This is a genomic window from Agrobacterium sp. (assembly GCF_032092815.1).
Classification (GTDB): domain Bacteria; phylum Pseudomonadota; class Alphaproteobacteria; order Rhizobiales; family Rhizobiaceae; genus Agrobacterium.
This window is the reverse complement of sequence record NZ_DAMDBP010000013.1, coordinates 34202-38481: the sequence shown is the minus strand read 5'-3', so window position 1 is coordinate 38481 and position 4280 is coordinate 34202. Positions and strand designations below refer to the sequence as shown.

General features: G+C 53.4%; 6 protein-coding genes. 3 read left to right on the top strand and 3 right to left on the bottom strand.

Going from position 1 to position 4280, the window contains the following annotated elements; genetic code table 11:
* Positions 1 to 369 (top strand): HAD-IA family hydrolase (locus RT613_RS10065; RefSeq protein WP_313615008.1); only part of this gene is annotated, 369 nt, incomplete at its 5' end.
* On the opposite strand, the gene RT613_RS10060 is transcribed toward RT613_RS10065, so the two are convergent.
* From RT613_RS10060 to RT613_RS10050, 3 genes are read right to left on the bottom strand one after another with little or no spacing between them, the layout of a single operon-like run.
* Positions 356 to 775 (bottom strand): DUF2177 family protein, encoded by a 420-nt coding sequence (locus tag RT613_RS10060; RefSeq protein ID WP_409558799.1) that lies wholly within the window; start codon positions 773 to 775, stop codon positions 356 to 358. The genes RT613_RS10065 and RT613_RS10060 overlap by 14 nt on opposite strands.
* Before the next feature lie 23 nt (positions 776 to 798).
* A complete protein-coding gene (locus tag RT613_RS10055; protein ID WP_313615127.1) occupies positions 799 to 1461 on the bottom strand; it encodes a ChrR family anti-sigma-E factor in 663 nt (220 codons plus the stop codon).
* Complete coding sequence (locus tag RT613_RS10050) at positions 1461 to 2036, bottom strand: sigma-70 family RNA polymerase sigma factor (RefSeq protein ID WP_313615007.1); 576 nt, start codon at positions 2034 to 2036, stop codon at positions 1461 to 1463. Before RT613_RS10050 ends, RT613_RS10055 begins: the two co-directional genes overlap by 1 nt.
* Before the next feature lie 220 nt (positions 2037 to 2256).
* Here RT613_RS10050 and RT613_RS10045 point away from each other — a divergent pair, with 220 nt between their 5' ends.
* Complete coding sequence (locus RT613_RS10045; protein ID WP_313615006.1) at positions 2257 to 3606, top strand: NAD(P)/FAD-dependent oxidoreductase; 1350 nt, start codon at positions 2257 to 2259, stop codon at positions 3604 to 3606.
* Positions 3603 to 4280 (top strand): DUF1365 domain-containing protein (locus RT613_RS10040; protein ID WP_313615005.1); only part of this gene is annotated, 678 nt, incomplete at its 3' end. The genes RT613_RS10045 and RT613_RS10040, both read left to right, overlap by 4 nt.

Below are 4280 nucleotides of genomic sequence, written 5' to 3'. Positions count from 1 at the left end.
AAATGGGCGATCGTCACATCAGCCCCACGTCCGCTTGCCTTGCTGCGCCTTGCCGCCGCAGGCATTGTTCCTCCACCAATCATGATTTGCGGTGAAGATGTCGAAAATGGCAAACCAGATCCTGAAGGGTACCTGAAGGCCGCCAAGCTGCTTGGTGTCGAGCCGACACAATGTGTGGTGTTTGAGGATGCGCCGGCTGGCATCAACGCCGGCGAACGCATGGGTGCAAATGTTGTGGTGATCAGTGCAACCCATTCCCACCCGATTGTGACCGATCACCTGTCCATCGACAGTTACGACGAACTGAACATTACGGTAACTGACACTGGCGCTCTGCGTCTGGATCGCGCGACTGCTACGGCCCGCTGATTTTTCCAACCACGGCGGTGGTGACAAGATATCCTGACAGGGATGCAAGCCCCGTCAGGAATGTCCCCCAAATGATATCGACCACCGTCATCGACACCGACCAGCCTTTCAGCGTTGATAGATTTGTCATGTCGTAAGTGCCATAGGCCAGCATGCCGAGAAGCGCACCATTTATCAGCGCCGTTGTCCAGTTGCCGGAACTGAGCGCTGACCACACGCCGAAATAGACAATGCCCGCCACGTAAAGCAGGTAGAAAATGCCGGCGGCCGTAAAATTCGGCTGTTCCAGCAGAAGAGAACCAATGCGACTGCGGTAAAAGGTGCGGGTCATGGTGGAGAGCCAGATGAAATCCAGACCAAAAAACACCACGGCCGTTGCGATATAAGCCGTCAGGTATTTCACCATGTCACACCTCCCTTTTCCCTTCGTCAGATACCAAGAATTGGTTGCACGAGACGCACAATCCAGCTTCGGAATTTTAGCGGTGCATCCGTAACCGCAAGGCATATGCAGTCCTGATCTGGCGATGCGACTGGCTGGTGTACGAGATCGGAATCCGCATCCTCTATGTCGCCGCGCGCATAGGTGTCGGTTTCATCCGTGAAGCTGCCAGTTAGCACAAGTGTCAGTTCCCTGCCGCCATGGCCATGTTCCGGAACCGGTTTACCGGCCGGTATGCGCAACAGGCGAACGCTGGTTTCCTTGTCCGCCGTTTTGATCGGGATATGGTAGGCACCGCGACCAAGCGGTTTCCATTTCAGCTCAGCAAGATCACCGCCAACATAGGAACGCAAAGGTTCCGGCAGCGACATACACTGTGACGGCGACACCGTGGATTTCACATCGGTTGCGTCAGCTTTATACTGAGTGCCTACCCGCGCTTTTATCAAGTCCCAGGCAGCATCAACATTTCCGGCCGCTGGCAGCGCCTCAATCAACTGACCACCCAGATGTTCATAACCCGCCAGGCGCGCGCGACATGAAGGACAAAGCGCCAGATGCGATGCCACGGCAATGCTCCAACCTTCAGCCAATGTACCGGCGGCATAGGCAGAAAGCAGATCGTCGCTGAGATGATGTCTGACCTCGATCATGCGTCGTCTCCCTTTCCGAGGGCAAGACGCAGCTTGGCAAAGGCGAGCCGCATGCGCGACTTCACCGTTCCAAGGGGAATATTCAGCTGCTGTGCAATCACGCTATGTGTCGCATCTTCAAAAAACGACATTTCAAGCAATTTTGCCTGTTCCTGCGGAAGTTCGGCGAGAGCCGTTTTCAACTGATCCGCGCTTTGTTGAGCGACCAGCACAGTGTCAGCGGAAGGCTCTGCATCAGGGACAAAAACCGGATCATCCGGATCAAACTCCGGACGTTTTTCTTTTCTGACCGCATCGATACGCAGATTACGGGCAATGGTAAAAATCCATGTCGAGAGTGATCCTTTCGAGCGGTCATATCTGTCCGCCTTGTTCCACACGGCGATCATGGTTTCTTGCATCAGCTCTTCCGCAGACTGACTGTCTGCTGCAAGTTTGGCCATGTATGAGCGAACACGTGGCGCAAAATGCCGGAACACTATTTCATACGCATGAATATCCCTATGAACGCTGATGGCCTGCATCAGTGTCTCGAAATCATGCTGCCCGCCGTCTGCGGCGCGTTCCTTCATTCCAATATTTCTCCGGCTCTTCCGACGCAAAGCACAGGGCTGCCGGAATATAACTCCAGCATCCTTTTGCCACGTCGGCACGCCTATGGAAATATGTGTGTCCATGCCGCTTCTACGTGTCGCGTGAAAGAATAGATCACTTGGTCGATTTTTTTAATTTTGCTGCGATCCAAAATGCATTGCCATGCGTAGAACATGCACAACAAAAATGAGGTGTGCAGTGGCGACCGGAAAACAATCCACAAATGAGACCAAACGTATTGCCGTGGTCGGTTCCGGCATTTCAGGTCTCTCGGCCGCCTGGCTCATGTCGCAAAGCGCATCCGTTACTGTTTATGAAGGAGATAATCGCTTAGGTGGTCACTCCAACACTGTCACAGTTACTGGAAGTGAGGGCGACATTGATGTTGATACCGGCTTCATCGTCTACAACGAACGCAACTATCCCAATCTGGTAGAGCTATTTCGAACTGTCGGCGTCGAAACACAGGCATCCAACATGTCGTTTGCCGTGTCGTTGAATGGCGGCAAGATGGAATATTCCGGTTCAGGTCTAAACGGCCTGATGGGCCAACGGGGCAATATCGTCAGGCCAAAGTTCTGGGGCATGCTGCGTGATCTCCTGCGATTTTACCGTGAAGCACCGCTTGCCTTGTCGTCACCTGCCGTCGAAGATGTGACGATTGGCGAATATCTCGATGCAAATGGCTATGGCCCAGGCTTCATCGACAACCATCTTCTGCCAATGGGCGCAGCAATATGGTCGGCGTCATCAGAAGAAATGCGCGCCTACCCGTTCAAGGCATTCGTTCGCTTTTTTGTAAGTCATGGCCTTTTGACCCTCAAGGATCGCCCGCAATGGCGGACGGTGGATGGCGGCAGCCGCCAATATGTTAATCGCCTGCAGCAGGATTTGTCCGACATTCGCCTGTCAACGCGCGTCATCTCCGTCGAACGCAACAGCAATGGTGTGCACATTCTGGATGAACACGGAAACCGCGAAATTTTCTCCGATGTCGTCATTGCGGCCCATGCAGATCAGGCCCTTTTGATGCTTGGCGATGCCAGTACCGAAGAACGAAACATGCTTAATTCGTTCCGTTACACCGACAATGAAGCGGTTCTGCACACCGATCCATCCTTGATGCCGAAGCGCAAGCGCACCTGGGCAAGCTGGAATTACATTGGTGAGGCCGGACGGGATGGCGCCCAGTCACTGTGTGTGACCTACTGGATGAACCGCCTGCAAAATATCCCAATGACAGATCCGCTGTTTGTCACCCTTAATCCGATCCGTGAAATCGCTCCGGAAAATATCCTGCGCCTTATCCACTATATGCATCCGATCTTTGATCGCGCCGCACTCGAGGCACAGCGCAATCTCTGGCGTATTCAGGGTAAAAACGGGATATGGTTTTGTGGTGCCTATTGCGGCTATGGTTTTCATGAGGATGGTTTGCAGTCGGGACTTGCCGTTGCGGAGGCGATATCAGGGCAAAAAAGACCCTGGACGGTGGCCAATGAATCCGGCCGCATCCATTTACCACCCAGACTAGAGGCAGCGGAGTGATGGTGCATTCGGCGCTTTTTGCAGGCAAGGTCATGCATATGCGGTTTCGGCCCAAACGGCACCGCCTGCAATATCACGTCTTCTCTCTTCTGCTGGATCTCGACGAACTGACCACCCTCGACAAAACGATGCGCCTGTTTGGTTACAATCGTCGCGCGCTCGTCAGCTTTCACGACAAGGACCATGGCAATGGCAGCACCAACGGCTTGCGGCAGTGGGTTAAAAGCCGGCTGAATGATGCCGGCATGCTGGAGCCTGACATGGCAATCCACATCTTATGTTACCCACGCATTCTGGGTTACGTATTCAATCCGTTGACCATGTATTTTTGCTATAATGCCAATGGTTTACGCGCCATTCTTTATGAGGTTTGCAATACATTTGGCGAGCGCCACACCTACACGATACCGGTAGAGCACGACCAGCAGAACAGCGTCCGCCAATCCTGCGCCAAAGATTTCTATGTCTCCCCCTTTGTGCCGATGGATTGCCAGTATCATTTTCAGATCGAACCGCCGCATGACAAACTGCTGGTGCGAATTGACGAGAGTGATGCGGAAGGCATGTTGCTGGTCGCATCCTTTGTTGCGGATCGTCAGGAACTGAGCGACCGCTCTCTTCTGTCGGCGTTTGTGCGTCACCCTTTGATGACACTTAAAATCACCGCCGGAATT